We start from the raw sequence: 17402 nt of genomic DNA, 5'->3' as shown, positions 1-17402 counted from the left end.
TCATTCGATAGACTGCTAGAAAGCTGTAAACAACAGTACTATAGAAATCAAAGTCACTCCCAACAGCAGCCACAAGCGACTAAATCTAAACCGCTCTTTATACATAAAGTACAAGCAAAAGATTGGACTACAAAATAATACTGCTAAAACAGGAATCCATAACAATTCAAACAGAGCTCCTACAACAGCATGCTGATATACACCGGACTCTTTAGAACTCCCCATCAACAAAAAAAATAGAAATACTAGATTATTTACTGCAACAAGCAGACTTAAACTATTTTTTAAAGTAAATCTCTTTATTGGATCTACGCGATCTAACTCTATTTCCATATCTAATTATTATTTTATCAAAAACCCCCATTAATTTTACTACAATAGGTCTTCCTTTTCTTACTGACACTAGGCGTTTTTTCAACAAACATCAACTGCAATTGCTAACAAATATAGTAATAATACCTTAAATTTACATCTAATAGAGTACTTAAAAAAACGCATGGTTATTACGAGAATTCAGACGATGCTTTTATACTAAATTTTCTCCTCAAGCAACAAAAACACATTAAAGCGTATGAATTACGATAGAATCAATCCCGAGTTAGCGCAAAGTTTAAAAAACAATCCTTGGTTAGAAATCCCTTATGCTACATTATTAGAAAATAATCCACAGCAAATTAGAAACCTTGAAGCAAGCTTAGCCGAACAGGAAGCCACTCCAAAATTACCAGAAGGGCTTGCGGTAGAAAATATATTTATCCCAGGATTGACAACAGCAGATCCTTTGGTACGCTTGCGTATTTACAAAGAAAAGGGCTCAACAAACAAACCGGTTTTACTATACTTTCACGGAGGGGGTTTTATTTTTGGAAATCCCGAACAATCCGACGAACTCTTTTACCATTTAGTACTGGACAGTGGTTATACGGTTGTTTCCGTAGCCTATCGATTGGCACCAGAATCTCCATTTCCCGCCGCCATAGAAGACGGCTATGCAGCACTATTATGGTTGGCCAATCACGGCGAAGAAATTGGAATTGATCCGCAAAAAATCATTGTTGGGGGCAGAAGTGCTGGTGGTGCATTAGCCACTGCATTAACACATATGGCTCGAGACAATAAAGGTCCTCAAATCCATTTTCAAATATTGAGTTACCCCGTTACAGATTACAGTTGCTCCACCCCTTCTATGTTGGAATTTACCGATAGCCCAATTTGGGACTATTCCAGCGCAAAAAGCTCTTGGAAACTGTATCTCGAGGATCACAATCTACCGGTATCACCTTATGCTAGTCCGCTTTCAGCAAAGGATTTTTCCAATCTCCCTCCCGCCTTTATCATGGCCTGCGAATTGGATCCACTACGCGACGAAGCCATCGATTATGCACAAAAATTAATGCAGGCAGCAGTAGCCGTTGAACTACTGGTAATTCCAGGTGCCATCCATGTTTTCGACGTATTCCCATCGAGCTTAAGCGATCAATATTACCAGACACAATTGAGAATACTATCAAGTATCTTTAAATAAGGGATACTAAAGTCAACAAGACCACATAAAGCAAATAAAAAGGAATACTTACAAACTGTATACAAAACACCGCTAAAACCTACTTAATCAGAGTACAACAAAACAAAAGGCACAGCAGCCATTGGTACGAAATATATACAAAGCACATACAAAGCACATACAAAGAGCTCTCAACGGCATTTGATAGGGATTCCAAATCGATCGTTTCGAGTAATCGCTTTTATATTTTACACTCCTACTGGCTCTACCGTTTTGATAAATAATTAGTAAATTTGAAAAAAAATATTTTCTATGGATTTTAGTTCATCAACAGGTAAACTATATTTAATACCAATCACCTTAGGAGACGATACTCCACCAGACGAGGTATTGCCTCAAACCGTTAAACGCGCCATAGAGTTGATCGATATTTTCGTTGTTGAAAACGAAAAAGTGGCTCGTAGATTTATAAAGGCGATTTGTCCGACAAAAGTTCAAGCGGATTTGATCTTATTTCCATTAAACAAACACACTGAGGCAAGTAGTCATTATCAATATATACAACCGCTTTTAGAGGGGAAAAACGTAGGCCTGATGAGTGACGCTGGATGTCCAGGAGTTGCCGACCCGGGTGCGGTCATAGTCAAAATTGCACACGAAAAAAACATTCAGGTAATCCCGTTAGTCGGCCCATCATCCATATTATTATCACTGATGGCCTCGGGAATGAATGGTCAAAGTTTTGCCTTTAACGGATACCTACCTATTGACAAATCGGAGAAAAAAGCCACATTAAAAACTTTAGAGCGCATCTCTTCTGAAAGAGATCAATCGCAACTGTTTATTGAAACACCTTATAGAAACAATCAGATTGTAGAAGAAATGACCACTGCACTACATCCACAGACACAACTGTGCATTGCCTGCGATATAACGTTACCAACAGAGTACATCAAAACCAAATCTATAGCCGAATGGAAAAAGAGCAAAGTGGATTTACACAAACGTCCTTGCATCTTTATCATTCACAAAAAATAAGTTAGCGGTATAAAAAACTAAAGCCCATTCTTTGAAGCATTTTTTTTACGAAATTCCAAAAGAATAAACGCTGACCAAAAACGGTTCCAAAGAACAATAATAGCAACTTATAAACGGGTAAGATTAAAACGATACGCAAAAACCAATATAAAAAGGGATTCATCGCTTCTCTAGAGATACCGAGAAAATCTAGAATGGGTTTGGTGACCCATGAAGCCGTAGAGCCAGTTATAGCAAAAACTATAAAAATCACAGCGATTTGAAAATTGGAATCTATTCCCCAGCGTTGTTTTAACTTTTCCATATTTATATTAATTCTAAACAAAACTACAAATATTTCCGATTCCAAAAAAATCAGAATTGTTAATTCTGTGTTTTTATACAATCTAAATAAAAATGCCACTCTAAGGAGTGGCATTTTTGATTCTAAATATCTAAGTTGGTGAGCGTTTCCATGACATATTCATGCATGACTTCTCTATAATCCATATGGGTAACCATTCGCAACAAGCCGTTGCCCATAGTACTGATCAAAATGTTTTTATTTTTTAACCGCTCCATTAAAACCGTTGGGCTATATCCTTCTTTTAAATTAAAGACGACTATATTGGTTTGAACAGGTTCAACGTGTTTCACCCAACTCTTTTTAAGCAATAATAACTCCAACTGTTTTGCTCTATAATGATCGCGTTGCAAACGGCTTACATTATTTTTTAAAGCAAACAATCCTGCTGCTGCCATAAAACCGGTTTGACGCATACCTCCGCCAAAAAGCTTTCTTAAACGCATGGCTTTTTGAATATCGACCTTAGAGCCCAAAAGTACAGAGCCCATTGGAGCACCGAGTCCTTTAGACAAACAAACCGAAATAGTATCGAACAATTCTCCAAACTGTTTGGGATGCAGTTGCTTTGCCACTAACGCATTCCACAGTCGAGCACCATCTAAATGAAACTTCATTCCTGTCGCTAGGCAAACTTGTTTAATTTTAAACAACTCATTGATATCGTAACACGCGCCGCCGCCTTTGTTGGTTGTGTTTTCAACACAAACTAAAGTAGTTGCAGCATAGTGTACATTGGAATCGTCAGTGTAAGCTTCTTGAACTTGTTCTGCGGTAATTCGTCCTCTATTTCCCGGCAACAAAGTACAGGCCACACCACTGTGAAAAGCCGGTCCTCCCGATTCAAAAGCATAAACATGTGAATCTTTATCGCAAATCAATCGCTCACCAGAATTTGTATGCAGTTTGATGGCAACTTGGTTGGCCATAGTACCCGAAGGAAAAAACAAGGCTGCCTCCATACCAAATAAATCGGCTATTGTTTTTTCTAATTCATTGGTACTTTCGTCCAATTTATAAACATCATCACCTACTCTTGCCTTCATCATAAAATCTACCATTTCAGGACTTGGTTTGGTGATGGTATCGCTAACTAAATTAATTTCCATATTTCAAAAAGGAATAACTATTTTTGTGGCTATAAAAGTACTGAAATTATGATAAACACCGAACATGTAAAGAATATTATTGACCGGCTTGGTGCCTTAAGACGATATCTTTGACGTCGATCAGAAATTAATTGAAATTGCCAACGAAGAAGAGAAGACATTTGCACCTGATTTCTGGAATCATCCTAAGGAAGCAGAAATACTGGTAAAAAATTTACGCTCCAAAAAGAAATGGGTTGAAGGTTATCAGGCAGCTCAAAATAGCTTAGAGGAATTGCAGGTACTTTTGGATTTTTATGCCTCCGGCGATGTTGATGAAACCGAGGTTACGGAACATTATCAGGAGACCATAGCGATCATAGAAGACCTCGAATTTAAAAACATGCTTTCAGACGAAGGTGATAGCCTTAGTGCGGTGATTCAAATTACCGCTGGTGCCGGTGGCACTGAAAGTTGTGACTGGGCAGCCATGTTGATGCGAATGTATATGATGTGGGCTGAAAAAAGCGGCTATAAGATTAAAGAGCTCAACTTTCAAGAAGGTGAGGTTACTGGTGTTAAAACGGTAACTTTAGAGTTTGAAGGGGAATATGCTTTCGGTTACTTAAAAGGAGAAAATGGCGTACATCGCTTAGTGCGTATCTCCCCTTTTGACAGTAATGCCAAAAGACATACTTCATTTGCATCCGTTTATGTATATCCCTTAGCAGATGATACTATTGAGATCGATATCAGTGCCTCGGACATATCGTGGGAAACCATGCGTTCTAGTGGAGCTGGAGGACAAAATGTGAACAAGGTTGAAACCGCTGTTCGATTGCGTCACCACCCTACGGGTATTATCATTGAAAATTCGGAAACCCGTTCTCAATTAGACAATAAGAATAAAGCTATGCAATTGCTGAAATCACAATTGTATGAAATAGAATTAAAAAAACGTCAAGCCAAACGGGACGAAATCGAAGCCAATAAGAAAAAAATCGAATGGGGTTCACAAATTCGAAACTACGTTATGCATCCTTATAAATTGGTTAAAGATGTACGCACTCAATTCGAATCAACCGATGTTGACTCTGTAATGAATGGCGAAATTGACAATTTCTTAAAAGCCTATCTGATGATGATGGGGCAACGAGATTAAATTCAAAAAGCTACTTGTTGAACGACAAGTAGCTTTTGATTTTTACTATGCTGGTTTTAACATAATTATAAAGCTATTTCAAAAAACATTTAGTAAATTCATCTTCCAAAGATTTTAAGATGAATTTAAATAACTTCCCTTTATTATCGAATATTTTTCAACATTCCAAAATAAATCCTGAATTTGTTGAAAGTCACTCCATTTGGAAAACAGATTCTTGTGAGATTTTTTTTACAGAAATCGACGAAAAAATGTATCAAATACCCGTTGCCTTTTCCAATCCAGTCTTTTCCAATATCATAAACGGACAAAAGCAAATTGAAATCGATTCGCAAAACTCGTTTCTTTTCAATAAAAATCAAACTTTAATACTGCCAAAAAACAGCCATCTTAAAATCGATTTTCCACAGGCTACTTCAAAACAACCTACACAGTGCACAAGTGTATCGATTAACCCTGATTTTCTAATAAAAAAGACGGAAATGTTAAATGAAAAAGCACCCAAATTAAATAGCGAATGGAATCTCAATATTCAAGAATTCTCTCTGCTAAATAGTACCAAAATCAATCAAATTTTTCATCGCATCACACGCGACTTACTCAATCAAAGAAAAACACTTATAGAAAATTGGGAGGAGTCACAGCTTGATATGCTTTTGATTGCAATCATGCAACAACAAAACAGAGAACTTCCGAATCTCAAATCGCGAAAAACGCCCTCAATCATACAGTCTTTAGTTGCTTTTATCAAGGAGAATCCAGAAAAAACAGGTAGTCTAGATCAATTATGTAACCAAGCATGTATGAGCCCTTCTACCTTATATCGTTATTTCAAAAGAGAGTTAGGAATCAGTCCGATTGAATTTATCATCGAACAAAAAATAACAAAAGCAAAAAACATTTTGTCTTCTTCCTTGATTCCCATCAAAGAGGTCAGTTACCTCAGTGGGTTTGAAGACAGCAATTACTTTATTCGGTTATTTAAAAAACACGAAGGCATTACGCCAAAACAATACCAACAATCACTTGTCAAGGAGTGCTAACTTTCAACTGCCATGATCGGTTCCAACTGAGTTTCTTCTTCAGGAGTATAGATGCGATATACGATCTTAAAAGTCTTTCCCAACGGCACTTCTAGAGAAAAACCACCTGTACCATAGCCTTCTACGACATCGAGCGTATAATGAGCATGCTTCCAGTATTCAAATAGATCTTTATCCATCCAAAATTCAACACCGCCAACATGTCCGACACAGACATCACCAAGTCGTTTGAGAATTCCATCTTTATGCAAACACAAAGGTTGGGTTCCTTCACAGCATCCACCGGCTTGATAAAACATCAAATCACCGTGCAAACCCTGTAATTCTTTAATCAATTCCATAGCGGCTTCCGTCGCTTCAATTCGTTTTATCATCGTGTCATGGTATTAAAAAAAGAGCTGCTTAAAAATTAAGCAGCTCAACAATCAACATTAAAAAAGCCCCTGTTTGTTTTTATCGTAAGATATCAACATGTTTTTTACTTGGCGGTAGTGATTCAACATCATCTTGTGGTTCTCACGTCCAAATCCAGATTGTTTATAACCTCCAAACGGAGCACCTGCTGGATAGGAGTGATATTGATTAATCCACACTCTACCCGCTTGTATCGCTCTAGGAACTTGGTAGATTTCATGTGCGTCACGCGTCCATACACCAGCTCCAAGTCCATATATCGTATCGTTGGCAATTTCAATCGCCTCTTCCGTTGTTTTAAAAGTAGTTACAGCCAATACGGGTCCGAAAATTTCCTCTTGGAAAATCCTCATCTTATTATGTCCTTTAAAAATGGTTGGTTTGATATAATACCCGCCATCCAATCCCGGAATTGAATTGGCTTCTCCTCCGGTTAAGAGTTCCGCACCTTCTTCTTTTCCCAATTTGATATAGGCTAATATTTTTTCATACTGCACTTTAGAAGCTTGCGCCCCCATCATGGTAGTGCTATCTAACGGATTACCGAATTTAATCGCCTCTGTACGTTCAATAACCTTGGCTATAAATTTATCGTAAATCGATTCGTGTACCAATAATCGTGAAGGGCAGGTACAAACTTCACCTTGATTAAAAGCAAATAATACAGCCCCTTCGACGGCTTTGTCAAAAAATGCATCATCGTGATCGGCTATCGATGGGAAAAAGATATTTGGAGATTTCCCTCCCAATTCCAAAGTAACGGGAATCACATTTTCAGAAGCATATTGCATGATCATTCTTCCCGTAGCGGTAGATCCGGTAAAAGCAGCTTTAGACACCTTCGGATGCGCCACTAAATGACGTCCCATCTCCGCTCCAAAACCATTGATTACGTTTAATACTCCTGGAGGCAATAACGACCCTATTAACTCCATAACGATTAGAATAGAGATTGGCGTGCTCTCGGCTGGTTTTAATACGATTGTATTACCCGCAGCTAAGGCTGGAGCCAACTTCCAAAAGGCCATCAACAAAGGAAAGTTCCATGGAATAATCTGTGCTATAACACCTAAAGGCTCTTCCAAAGCAATGGATACCGTGTTTTCGTCTAGTTCCGTAATCGAACTTTCTTCGGAACGAATTACAGAAGCAAAATATCTTAAATGGTCAATAGCTAAAGGTACGTCGGCACCTAAGGTTTCGCGTACCGCTTTTCCATTGTCAATAGTTTCCACCGCCGCTATATACTCCAAGTTATCTTCCATAACCTTGGCTATTTGATGTAAAAGAGCACTTCTGTCTTTAGAAGACACCTTACTCCAAGTCTTAAACGCTTGATCTGCGGCTGCTACTGCTTTATCTATATCTTCCTTACCGGAATGAGCCGCTTGAGAAAACACTTTTCCATCAATAGGAGAAATAACATCAAAATATTTACCACTTGCAGGAGGCACAAAAGCTCCGTTAATATAATTGTCGTATTTCGCTTTAAAATGGGGTTTTTGAATGATACTCATAGGGGATAATTTTTTAGTTCTATCCCAAATTTACTCAATCGTAAAACAAAGTAATAGCATTATTCGTTCAAAAAAAAAACAACTCCGAAAGAAGTTGTTTTTTTTTGATAGTATATTTTTATAAGAAAACGGTCAATAAATAATAAACGCCCATGGCTATTAAGGCAGAAACTGGAATGGTTAAAACCCAAGCCCAAAGCAAACTAATCGTAATCCCCCAACGTACTGCGGAAATCCTTTTAGTAATACCTACACCAATTATAGAACCGGTAATCGTATGTGTTGTTGAAACAGGAATTCCCAAATGTTCGGTAACATATAAAGTAATCGCACCTGCCGTTTCAGCAGCTACTCCTTCTAAAGGGGTCACTTTGGTAATTTTAGTTCCCATGGTTTTTACAATTTTCCAACCTCCAGACAGCGTCCCTAATGCAATTACTACAAAGGATGCTAAAGGCACCCAATACCAATCGTCTACAAAATGCGCAAACCTGTCGGCACTCGCTAAACTCGTATAGGCTACGTCTTGCATATTCATGTGATAACAAATCACAGCAGCACCGATAATTCCCATTACTTTCTGAGCATCATTACCACCATGTCCTAAACTAAATAAAGCAGAAGAAACCAATTGAAGTTTTTTAAACCATTTCTCAGCTCGATGCGGATTGGCTCGCTTACAAATATGCATGATCAAAACCGTAATAAAATAGGCGACAATCATACCTATAAATGGCGCACCGAAAATAAATAAAAAAGTCGGAATTACTTTGACATAATTGATTACGTCGATTTGTTGTCCATCAAAAATTGCAGAAAAAGCACCTGCATGGGCTAAAGCAGCACCAATAAATCCTCCTAATAAAGTATGTGAAGACGAAGACGGGATTCCCATTTTCCAGGTCAACAAATTCCATATAATGGCTGCGACAAGTCCGGCCAATATCACTTCTAAAGTTATAAAGTGCTCGTTGACCGATTTGGCAATGGTGTTCCCAATTTTAAATTCTCCAATAAGATATTTGGAAATAAAATAAGCTACAAAATTAAAAGCGGCAGCCCATAATACGGCTTGAAAAGGGGTTAATACCTTAGTTGCAACAATAGTTGCTATGGAATTGGCAGCGTCGTGAAATCCGTTGATATAGTCAAATATCAAAGCCAGTCCGATAATTATAATCAATATTGTAAAATCCATGAAGTCTTCGGTTGTTTAAGAATATTTCACCGTAATGGTCTCCAAAACCTTGGCTACCTGTTTACATTTATCCGAAGCGGCTTCTAAAGCCGATAATACTTCTTTGTATTTAATAATGTTTTTAGCATCCGTTTCATTTTCGAAAAGATCTGCCACGGCTTTATCAAAAATCTTATCAGCCTTAGCCTCTAATTTATTGATTACACGACAGCATTCTGAAATGGTATCCAAATTCTTCATGCCCTTTAGTTCATAAATAGCAATACCAATTTGCTTACAAGTTTCTACGTTAACTTCTGTCAACTTGCGAATGGATTTAGTGATCTTGTCCACTTGATACAAACGCATACGACTAGCTGCATCATTCATAAAATCGGCCACATCATCAATAGCAGTAATCAATGAATGAATATCTTCACGGTCAAATGGCGTAATAAAATTTCTACTTAATTCAATACGGATATTTTGCACGATATTTTCAATATCATTTTCTATGGTCTCTACTGTTTTAAAGTATTCCTCTCTTTCTTTACTCGGCAAATTAATGGCTTCATGGAGGGTTTCTGATAATAGGATTAACTTATTCACAGCTTGTTCAAACAAGGGATAAAACTTTTTATCCTTAGGAACTAAAAATTGAAAAATTGAATTGAGTGTCATATTCATTTATTAGGCGACCAAAATTACAATAAAAAACACAACTAATGTTTCCTAAATAGTAACTTTTCAAAATATTTCCGTTATCCCTTCAATTATAACTAACCTTGTTACTCCTATAATTATAAAGGTTTTTGTATTTTAGCACTCAAGAATTAGACATTAACAAAAATATAAGGCCTCTATAATTATGGACATTAACTTCAATAAAAATGAAGATCACAACAAGCTACTTTTATCTGACCTTAAACGTCAATATGCCCAAGTAAAACTAGGTGGTGGTCAAAAGAGAATTGAAAAACTACATCAATCTGGAAAACTAACCGCTAGAGAACGAATTGATTACCTCTTAGACAAGGACGCAAAATGCATAGAAATCGGTGCTTTTGTTGGAGATGGAATGTATGAAGAACACGGTGGATGCCCTTCGGGAGGAGTAGTGGTTAAGATAGGTTACATACAAGGCAAACAATGCATAGTGGTTGCCAATGACGCTACGGTAAAAGCTGGAGCTTGGTTTCCTATTACTGCGAAAAAGAATTTAAGAGCGCAAGAAATCGCCATGGAAAACCGCCTACCTATTATTTATTTAGTAGATAGCGCGGGGGTTTATCTTCCTTTACAGGATGAAATTTTCCCTGACAAAGAACATTTTGGAAGAATTTTTAGAAATAATGCTCTGATGAGTAGTATGGGAATCACCCAAATTGCGGCTGTTATGGGTAGTTGTGTTGCAGGAGGCGCCTATTTACCAATTATGAGTGATGAAGCCTTAATTGTAGACAAAACAGGAAGCATTTTTCTAGCAGGAAGCTACCTTGTAAAGGCAGCTATAGGCGAAAACATCGACAACGAAACCTTAGGTGGAGCAACAACACATTGCGAAATTTCAGGTGTTACCGATTACAAATCCAAAGACGATAAAGATGCTTTAGATACGATTAGAAATATCATCGGAAAAATAGGCGATTATACCAAAGCAGGATATAACCGTGTTAAGCCACTAAAACCGGCTTTAGACCCTAACGATATTTACGGAATATTACCTAAAGCAAGAACAGAACAATACGACATGATGGAAATCATCAAACGTTTGGTTGATGATTCCGATTTCGAAGAATACAAAGCCGGTTACGGCCAAAGCATCATTACCGGATACGCCCGCATCGACGGTTGGGCGGTTGGAATTGTAGCTAACCAACGAAAAGTTGTTAAAACAGCAAAAGGTGAAATGCAATTTGGAGGAGTTATCTATTCGGATAGTGCAGATAAATCTACGCGTTTTATAGCCAATTGCAACCAAAAGAAAATTCCACTGGTATTCGTACAAGATGTAACTGGTTTTATGGTCGGTTCTAAATCAGAACACGGTGGTATTATCAAAGACGGCGCTAAAATGGTTAACGCGGTAAGCAACTCTGTAGTTCCGAAATTTACGGTTATTGTAGGAAATTCTTACGGTGCTGGAAATTATGCCATGTGTGGAAAAGCATATGACCCAAGATTAATCTTTGCTTGGCCTAGTGCCGAATTAGCCGTTATGGGCGGTTCTCAAGCAGCCAAAGTGCTTTTACAAATTGAAGCTTCTTCTCTAAAAGCCAAAGGCGAAGAAATTACGCCGGAAAAAGAAACGGAAATGTTTAATAAAATCAAAGCGCGTTACGACAAACAAATTTCACCGTATTACGCAGCTTCCAGATTATGGACAGACGCTATCATTGACCCGCTAGACACCCGTACTTGGATTTCCATGGGAATCGAAGCAGCCGATCACGCTCCAATTGAACGTCAATTTAATTTAGGTGTAATACAAGTCTGATTTTAAAAAAGTCTGTACTAAAAATAATATATAGAGATTGAAAATCTCAAAAAATCTAAGAGGCTGTCTTCATTTATGAGATAGCCTCTTCTTTTTATTATTAAAACAAGCCTTTTAAAGCCGACATAGCATCATCCAAGCCCACTTTACCATCTTTATTTTGATCCAATCCCAAACCTCCCAAAGCATCCATAATACCACCTCCGGAACCAGCGCCCCCAGAAAAAGCACCCATCAAATCCGTTATAGAAAAATTGGAATCCTTGAATTTAGAAACTAGTATTGATAAGGCCTGAGGAACAATAGAACCAGCAAAATTACTTGCAACTCGTTGGTCTATTCCCAATTTCCCAGACAAAGTTCCCACTAAATTAGTAACTATCGAGCTCACAGCTCCGTTTGATGCCACATCACCGGACCCTTGAAACAAATCGGTCAGTTGACTAAAATTCCCACTCATAACCGTTTCTTTTAAACCCGATATAATGGAAGTTCCCGTTGCTTGTGCAACTGATGTTGTCAGCTCAGAAGAAATTCCTTGCGCAGCGGCTTCTTTTGAACTTACTTGCTCAATTAATTGTTGTATTTGCTCTAACATAACTTTGTTGTTTTAAAAATCCAATCTAAGTTAGTTAAAAAATCAACCACATTCAGCGAATAATTCACATATTTCAAGCCAAATAGCACCACTAACCTCTAAAGATGTACCATTAATGTTCGGAGACAACGAAATAGCCGGTTGCATTAATACTTGAATAGCCGGATTAGGTTCTTCTTCAAAACGATCTAATCCTGCAAATAATATCTTTTCTTCATTGATTAAGTCTACCAAATCAACTTCATTGATTGCTTCGGGATATGCACAGTTTATCACCCCAATCAATTGTATCGCACTTTCAAATTCTTCTTTAGCCAGTATATATCGCTCAAAATTTTTGGTATGAACCGTTAAAAAATGTGACTGTTCCAATACGTTTTCCATCGACTGACTTTCTAAGTGTATATGCATTGAGGCTCCGTTAAAAAGGGAAACATCTTTGGATATATGCGGTTGCATTCCATCGCAATAAACCACTTGCATCCCTAATCCTATGGCTTTTTGAGCAACCAATTGACCAGCGAGATTCATTCCCATAATGCCCAAGGTTTTTCCCGCCAACTCTACTCCACTTGAATAGGCACTTTGCAAAGACTTAAAATTGACCTCCCCTTCTAAAGGCATATTTCTATTGGCTTCTTGTAGCAGTCTACTCCCTGTAAACAAATGTGCGAAAACCATTTCTGCCGTAGCATTGGCCAAAGTTTTTTCTGCCCACAACACCTTGATATTATTTTTAATGGCATAGTCGATATACTCTAAATCAATATGGCTACTTGCTATAACGATACATTTTAAATCACTACAACTATCAACCAATAATCGCGTTATTTTTCTTGCCTTATGCAGTAACAATACATCAATTTTATGGGTATTGATATAATTGGCTAGTTGCTCTTGTGCAACTTTAACTTGAATAATTTCAAAACCTTGGTCTTCTAAAGTTTTTTCAACAAACTCCGGAAGGGCTTCATGTACTAATATTTTCATCTTTATGCTTTCTGATTAATTTGTTCAAGGACCTGAACCAACACTTGCACACTTTCTATCGGTAGAGCATTATATAAAGATGCTCTATACCCACCTACACTACGGTGTCCTTTAATATTTACAATGTTCTCTCTTTCACAATAGGCATCGAATGCTTTTTCCAATTCGCTATTCTTAAAGCGAAAGGTCACATTCATCTTTGATCGAAATGCCTCTGCTGCTATACCCTCTACTACATCCAGGCTGTCAATAGCCTCATAAAGCAATTTTGCCTTAGCGTTATTCAGGAATTCTACAGCAGGGATACCGCCTAAATCATTTAACCATCGAAGGTTTAGTAAACTGGTATATACGCCAAAAACATTGGCCGTATGATACAAATTACCCTGATCAATATGTTGTTGGTAATCCATCATACTCGGAATTGAACGAGCAGTCTTACCTAATACTTCCTTTTTAACTACCACCAAACTCAATCCAGCAGGACCTATATTCTTTTGAACACCGGCATAAATTAAATCAAAACGACTAAAATCCAGTTGCCTCGAAAAGATATCCGAACTCATATCGCAAACCAACGGTACACTTACCTGCGGTATAGTCGTAAATTGTGTTCCATATATGGTATTGTTTGAAGTAAAATGCAAATAATCCAAGTCCGGATCAACGACATCAACCTCCGGAATATAAGTATAATTAGCCCTTTTTGATGAAGCAACGATAGCTACCTCGCCAAAAGCTTGAGCTTCTTTTATGGCTTTTGAAGACCAGGTTCCCGTATCTATGTATCCTGCTTTAGATTTCATCAAATTATAGGGAACTCTTAAAAACTCCATACTGGCACTACCTTGTAAAAACAACACGCTATATCGAGCTTCCTTCAATCCTAACATCCTTAACACCTTTTCACGTGCTTCGTCCAAAATAGACATAAATGCTTTACTACGGTGTGAAATCTCTAAAATAGAAAGTCCGGAATTATCAAAATTTAGAACAGCCTCAGCTGCCTGTGCGTAAACCGAAGCAGGCAATATACAAGGGCCTGCACTAAAATTATGCATTTTCATATTTTACAATTTTAACAAGAAACTCAAGCTATCTACGCCGTCGGCATAATCCCATAGTTTAGGGAATTGTGTTTGCCCGAAAGCAATGGAATTGTCTACCAAATTATTAGATACGATACATTGAATTTTTTCTTCTTGCAACTTTAATTCTTTCTTTAAATCCGTTACATCTTCATAATATTCATAGAATACGGACGAAATCGGAGAAGCAAATGATTCGTCTTCTTTAATCGTCAAAAACCCGTTGTCTAAAATTTTAAAATTGCTCATTAAAAATACCGCCTTATTATAATCGTAATTGTTGGAGTATTTTTCGTAGTGGATGACATCTTGAAATTCAAACATCGCTTCAAAAAATGCATCAAAATTATAACCTTTAGGAACTAATAATTTAGAAACATTACGACATCCCAATCCAAAAAAAGTAAAAATATCACTACCCAAAGCTATCAAATCGCTTTTCGTTTCGTTTCCATCTAATACTGCTAATGAATTTCTGTTTTTTCTAATGATATTGGGTACCTTATCAAAATAATATTCAAAATATCGCGAAGTATTATTACTACCTGTAGCAATAACCGCATCGAATTTTTCCAGACGTCCTTCCACTATGCGAATTCGCTCTTTAAATCTAGGTTCTACGAATATTAAATAATCTGCCAATATCGGTAATAGTCTTTGATCATTAGACGACATTTTTACAGAAACGATATTACCGGAAATCAAAACCGACAAAAAATCGTGAAATCCTACTAAGGGAATATTTCCGGCCAAGATAAGTCCAACATTCTTCAACGGCTCTCTATCGAAATCATAGGCTTGAGTCCACTGATTCAATTCTTCTAAAGTCAAAGCTGCACTCCATGATTGGATTGATAAAACCACTTGATCCACAGTAAACCATCCATTATAATGAACTGCAGACACCACTGCTTCTTCAAAACGGCTGTAAAACACTTCGTTCCCAAGAACTTGTTGGTCTTTACTAAATGTTGCTTGTGAAAACTGCTTAAGAAACTGCCCTAGGGCAACAAGTGCTAATTTTTTATCTTCTAAAATCATATTGATTTGTTTGTGAATTGTTTTGGGTGTATTTTTGTAGCAAAGTTACATATAATAAATATAAAAGATATAAGCTATGGCAATCATAATAACTGACGAATGCATCAACTGCGGTGCATGCGAACCAGAGTGTCCAAATACAGCGATATACGAAGGAGCAGATGATTGGAGATATAAAGATGGTACGCGTCTTTCCGGAAAAATCGTTTTACCCGATGGAACCGAAGTAGATGCAGATGCTGCTCAAGACCCCATTTCAGATGATTTATACTACATAGTACCTGGTAAATGTACCGAATGTAAAGGGTTTCACGAAGAGCCACAATGCGCTGCTGTTTGCCCTGTAGATTGCTGTGTTCCTGATGATAATCATGTCGAAAGCGAAGAAACGCTACTCCAAAGACAAGCTTTCTTACACGACGAATAAATAACAAAAACCAGACTTTGAGTCTGGTTTTTTTTTATTCGCGATTCGAGAATCGATGTTCTACGAAAATGATATATTATTATTATGAACAACATTCCCGTGTGACGCATCATTTTCTATAATCATATCACCCCTACGGGGTTCTACGAAAATGATATATTATTATTATGAACAACATTCCCGTGTGACGCATCATTTTCTATAATCATGTCACCCCTGCGGGGTTCTACGAAAATGATATATTATTATTGTAACAACAATCCCGTGTGACGCATCATTTTCTATAATCATGTCACCCCTACGGGGTTATACGAAAATGATATATTATTATTATAAACAACATTCCCGTGTGACGTCTCATTTTCCATAATCATGTCACCCCTACGGGGTTCTATGAAAACGATATATTATTATTATAAACAACATTCCCGTGTGACGCATCATTTTCTATAATCATGTCACCCCTACGGGGTTCTACGAAAACGATATATTATTATTATGAACAACATTCCCGTGTGACGCATCATTTTCTATAATCATGTCACCCCTACGGGGTTATACGAAAATGATATATTATTATTATAAACAACATTCCCGTGTTACACATCATCTATAATCATGTCACCCCTACGGGGTTATACGAAAATGATATATTATTATTATAATAACAATCCCGTTTTACGCATTAGCAAAATCCCTATGGTTTCGTCTGCGACAAAACGATAGGGATTTTGTGCCGTGGCGCTGCGCTAGGCTTTTATGTATAATTTCGTATAATAAAACCCCGGAGGGGTGACATGATTCTAAGGGCGGATACGCCGATGTGCCTATTCGCTTATGGGCAGAGAACCCCGTAGAGGTGAAATAATGCTAGACAATAAAATGTTGGTTATCGAAAACCCCGTAGGGGTGAAATGATTATAAAAGCGGATACGCCGATGTGCCTATTCGCTTATGGGCAGAGAACTCCATAGGGGTGAAATAATGCTAGACAATAAAATGTTGGTTATGGAAAACCCCGTAGGGGTGAAATGATTATAAAAGCGGATAAGCCTACGTGCCTATTCGCTTATAGGCAGAGAACCCCGTAGAGGTGAAATAATGCTAGACAATAAAATGTTGGTTATGGAAAACCCCGTGGGGGTGACATGATTATAACAACCCGTTTTTATGTATTAGCAAAATCCCTATCGTTTCGTCTGCGACAGAACGATAGGGATTTTGTGCCGTGGCGCTGCGCTAGGCTTTTATGTATAATTCCTTAGAATAAAACCCCGTAGGGGTGACATGATTCTAAAGCGTATACGCATATCAGCGTATTTGCGTATAAGCAAAAAAGTCCCTAATCAATAAAGATTAGGGACTTTTTAAAAGAAAGGCGACGACATACTCTCCCACATAAATGCAGTACCATCTGCGCTAACGGGCTTAACTTCTCTGTTCGAAATGGGAAGAGGTGAGCCCCGCTGCAATAA

17 protein-coding genes and 1 rRNA gene are annotated in these 17402 nt (G+C 37.6%); 6 read left to right on the top strand and 12 right to left on the bottom strand.

What is annotated here, in order from left to right; all coding sequences use genetic code 11:
- Positions 1–15: 15 nt before the first annotated feature.
- On the bottom strand, positions 16–333 hold the full coding sequence (locus KO524_RS09315; protein WP_219293271.1) for a hypothetical protein: 318 nt from the start codon (positions 331–333) through the stop codon (positions 16–18).
- A gap of 238 nt (positions 334–571) precedes the next feature.
- Here KO524_RS09315 and KO524_RS09310 point away from each other — a divergent pair, with 238 nt between their 5' ends.
- Both KO524_RS09310 and KO524_RS09305 read left to right on the top strand, forming a co-directional pair.
- Entirely contained in the window at positions 572–1525 is a 954-nt protein-coding gene (locus KO524_RS09310; protein WP_219293269.1) for an alpha/beta hydrolase, read from the top strand.
- Positions 1526–1816: 291 nt separating this feature from the next.
- The gene (locus KO524_RS09305; RefSeq protein ID WP_219293267.1) at positions 1817–2542 is read left to right on the top strand and encodes an SAM-dependent methyltransferase; all 726 of its coding nucleotides are present in this window, start codon (positions 1817–1819) and stop codon (positions 2540–2542) included.
- 1 nt (position 2543) lies between these two features.
- Here KO524_RS09305 and KO524_RS09300 read toward each other — a convergent pair whose 3' ends face one another.
- Together KO524_RS09300 and KO524_RS09295 are read right to left on the bottom strand one after the other, a co-directional pair.
- Positions 2544–2846, bottom strand: a complete 303-nt coding sequence (locus KO524_RS09300; RefSeq protein ID WP_219293265.1) for a DUF6787 family protein — start codon at positions 2844–2846, stop codon at positions 2544–2546.
- Between the two features lie 122 nt (positions 2847–2968).
- Complete coding sequence (locus KO524_RS09295; protein WP_219293263.1) at positions 2969–3994, bottom strand: low specificity L-threonine aldolase; 1026 nt, start codon at positions 3992–3994, stop codon at positions 2969–2971.
- A gap of 48 nt (positions 3995–4042) precedes the next feature.
- Here KO524_RS09295 and prfB point away from each other — a divergent pair.
- A protein-coding gene (gene prfB / locus KO524_RS09290) for a peptide chain release factor 2 (RefSeq protein ID WP_219293261.1) occupies positions 4043–5135 on the top strand; the annotation gives its coding sequence in 2 pieces (ribosomal slippage) (positions 4043–4105 and positions 4107–5135; 1092 coding nt in all).
- Positions 5136–5254: 119 nt separating this feature from the next.
- Complete coding sequence (locus tag KO524_RS09285; protein ID WP_219293259.1) at positions 5255–6178, top strand: AraC family transcriptional regulator; 924 nt, start codon at positions 5255–5257, stop codon at positions 6176–6178.
- Here KO524_RS09285 and KO524_RS09280 read toward each other — a convergent pair.
- The 4 genes from KO524_RS09280 to KO524_RS09265 form a co-directional block, all read right to left on the bottom strand.
- The gene (locus KO524_RS09280; protein WP_219293257.1) at positions 6175–6552 is read right to left on the bottom strand and encodes a DUF779 domain-containing protein; all 378 of its coding nucleotides are present in this window, start codon (positions 6550–6552) and stop codon (positions 6175–6177) included. The two genes, KO524_RS09285 and KO524_RS09280, sit on opposite strands and share 4 nt — an antisense overlap.
- 57 nt (positions 6553–6609) lie before the next feature.
- A complete protein-coding gene (locus tag KO524_RS09275) occupies positions 6610–8109 on the bottom strand; it encodes an aldehyde dehydrogenase family protein (RefSeq protein WP_219293255.1) in 1500 nt (499 codons plus the stop codon).
- 118 nt (positions 8110–8227) lie between these two features.
- A complete protein-coding gene (locus KO524_RS09270) occupies positions 8228–9307 on the bottom strand; it encodes an inorganic phosphate transporter (protein ID WP_219293253.1) in 1080 nt (359 codons plus the stop codon).
- A 15-nt stretch (positions 9308–9322) separates the two neighbouring features.
- Entirely contained in the window at positions 9323–9967 is a 645-nt protein-coding gene (locus KO524_RS09265) for a DUF47 domain-containing protein (RefSeq protein WP_219293251.1), read from the bottom strand.
- Positions 9968–10154: 187 nt separating this feature from the next.
- Between KO524_RS09265 and KO524_RS09260 the strand changes: the two genes are divergently transcribed.
- The gene (locus tag KO524_RS09260; protein WP_219293249.1) at positions 10155–11783 is read left to right on the top strand and encodes an acyl-CoA carboxylase subunit beta; all 1629 of its coding nucleotides are present in this window, start codon (positions 10155–10157) and stop codon (positions 11781–11783) included.
- A gap of 100 nt (positions 11784–11883) precedes the next feature.
- Here KO524_RS09260 and KO524_RS09255 read toward each other — a convergent pair whose 3' ends face one another.
- Genes KO524_RS09255 through KO524_RS09240 form a run of 4 tightly spaced genes read right to left on the bottom strand, consistent with a single transcriptional unit; the run spans position 11884 to position 15500 of the window.
- A complete protein-coding gene (locus KO524_RS09255; RefSeq protein ID WP_219293247.1) occupies positions 11884–12381 on the bottom strand; it encodes a hypothetical protein in 498 nt (165 codons plus the stop codon).
- A gap of 42 nt (positions 12382–12423) precedes the next feature.
- Entirely contained in the window at positions 12424–13371 is a 948-nt protein-coding gene (locus KO524_RS09250) for an NAD(P)-dependent oxidoreductase (RefSeq protein ID WP_219293245.1), read from the bottom strand.
- Between the two features lie 2 nt (positions 13372–13373).
- Positions 13374–14438, bottom strand: coding sequence for a 3-phosphoserine/phosphohydroxythreonine transaminase (serC, locus tag KO524_RS09245; RefSeq protein ID WP_219293243.1), 1065 nt, complete (start codon positions 14436–14438; stop codon positions 13374–13376).
- 3 nt (positions 14439–14441) lie between these two features.
- Positions 14442–15500 carry an acyl-CoA reductase gene (locus KO524_RS09240; RefSeq protein ID WP_219293241.1) on the bottom strand — a complete coding sequence of 353 codons (1059 nt, stop codon included), beginning with the start codon at positions 15498–15500 and terminating at the stop codon, positions 14442–14444.
- A 76-nt stretch (positions 15501–15576) separates the two neighbouring features.
- On the opposite strand from KO524_RS09240, the gene KO524_RS09235 reads away from it, so the two are divergent.
- Positions 15577–15927 (top strand): 4Fe-4S dicluster domain-containing protein, encoded by a 351-nt coding sequence (locus KO524_RS09235; RefSeq protein WP_219293240.1) that lies wholly within the window; start codon positions 15577–15579, stop codon positions 15925–15927.
- A gap of 1373 nt (positions 15928–17300) precedes the next feature.
- Here KO524_RS09235 and rrf read toward each other — a convergent pair.
- Positions 17301–17402: ribosomal RNA gene (gene rrf, locus KO524_RS09230) — 5S ribosomal RNA — on the bottom strand; the annotation flags it as partial.

This window comes from Flavobacterium sp. NKUCC04_CG, assembly GCF_019345525.1.
Classification (GTDB): domain Bacteria; phylum Bacteroidota; class Bacteroidia; order Flavobacteriales; family Flavobacteriaceae; genus Flavobacterium.
This window is presented reverse-complemented; position numbering and strand designations above follow the sequence as displayed.

What these genes read in the sequence shown, in the direction of transcription:
- KO524_RS09235 (WP_219293240.1), top strand. Translation starts at nt 15,577, where the DNA reads ATGGCAATCATAATAACTGACGAATGCATCAACTGCGGTGCATGCGAA.
- KO524_RS09265 (WP_219293251.1), bottom strand. Translation starts at nt 9,967, where the DNA reads ATGACACTCAATTCAATTTTTCAATTTTTAGTTCCTAAGGATAAAAAG.
- KO524_RS09275 (WP_219293255.1), bottom strand. Translation starts at nt 8,109, where the DNA reads ATGAGTATCATTCAAAAACCCCATTTTAAAGCGAAATACGACAATTAT.
- KO524_RS09250 (WP_219293245.1), bottom strand. Translation starts at nt 13,371, where the DNA reads ATGAAAATATTAGTACATGAAGCCCTTCCGGAGTTTGTTGAAAAAACT.
- serC (WP_219293243.1), bottom strand. Translation starts at nt 14,438, where the DNA reads ATGAAAATGCATAATTTTAGTGCAGGCCCTTGTATATTGCCTGCTTCG.
- KO524_RS09310 (WP_219293269.1), top strand. Translation starts at nt 572, where the DNA reads ATGAATTACGATAGAATCAATCCCGAGTTAGCGCAAAGTTTAAAAAAC.
- KO524_RS09285 (WP_219293259.1), top strand. Translation starts at nt 5,255, where the DNA reads ATGAATTTAAATAACTTCCCTTTATTATCGAATATTTTTCAACATTCC.
- KO524_RS09305 (WP_219293267.1), top strand. Translation starts at nt 1,817, where the DNA reads ATGGATTTTAGTTCATCAACAGGTAAACTATATTTAATACCAATCACC.
- KO524_RS09280 (WP_219293257.1), bottom strand. Translation starts at nt 6,552, where the DNA reads ATGATAAAACGAATTGAAGCGACGGAAGCCGCTATGGAATTGATTAAA.
- KO524_RS09260 (WP_219293249.1), top strand. Translation starts at nt 10,155, where the DNA reads ATGGACATTAACTTCAATAAAAATGAAGATCACAACAAGCTACTTTTA.
- KO524_RS09315 (WP_219293271.1), bottom strand. Translation starts at nt 333, where the DNA reads ATGGAAATAGAGTTAGATCGCGTAGATCCAATAAAGAGATTTACTTTA.
- KO524_RS09300 (WP_219293265.1), bottom strand. Translation starts at nt 2,846, where the DNA reads ATGGAAAAGTTAAAACAACGCTGGGGAATAGATTCCAATTTTCAAATC.
- KO524_RS09295 (WP_219293263.1), bottom strand. Translation starts at nt 3,994, where the DNA reads ATGGAAATTAATTTAGTTAGCGATACCATCACCAAACCAAGTCCTGAA.
- KO524_RS09270 (WP_219293253.1), bottom strand. Translation starts at nt 9,307, where the DNA reads ATGGATTTTACAATATTGATTATAATTATCGGACTGGCTTTGATATTT.
- KO524_RS09240 (WP_219293241.1), bottom strand. Translation starts at nt 15,500, where the DNA reads ATGATTTTAGAAGATAAAAAATTAGCACTTGTTGCCCTAGGGCAGTTT.
- KO524_RS09255 (WP_219293247.1), bottom strand. Translation starts at nt 12,381, where the DNA reads ATGTTAGAGCAAATACAACAATTAATTGAGCAAGTAAGTTCAAAAGAA.